General features: G+C 36.0%; 1 protein-coding gene. It reads left to right on the forward strand.

Annotation, left to right across the window (positions count from 1 at the left end; genetic code table 11):
• Positions 1 to 174: 174 nt before the first annotated feature.
• Positions 175 to 420, forward strand: a 246-nt coding sequence (locus HC176_RS16840) for a hypothetical protein (RefSeq protein WP_167920166.1), incomplete at its 3' end; no start/stop codon positions are given.

The following is a 420-nucleotide window of genomic DNA, read 5'->3' on the forward strand; positions in this document are numbered from 1 at the left end:
AAAATTGCAGTTCCTTAAATTTTTAAACGAGTCTTTCAACATTCAATGGAATAACTTCAATTAATTAGCCGTATTAGTGCATTATTAACATTAATTTAGGCTGCTCTTAATTAAAAAGGGTCGCTAAATCTGTAATTTAGGGAATCAATAATCTAACTAAAAAAAAGAAAAATTATGGCAGAGATTAAGATCGAAAAAAAGAAACCAATTTGGCCGTGGATTATCCTGGTCCTTGTAATTCTGGCAATATTATACTTTTTAGTATTTGCCGATGACGACAACAATGACGACATGGATGACACCAACACCGAACAGGTTGAAGAGGGCACTGTATGGGAAGATGATACAGATACCACTTCCTGGGAAACTGGAACCGATACTTTAGGTACATCAGGACAAGGAGTGGAGGGTTATCTTGCC

Source organism: Tamlana crocina, assembly GCF_012037625.1.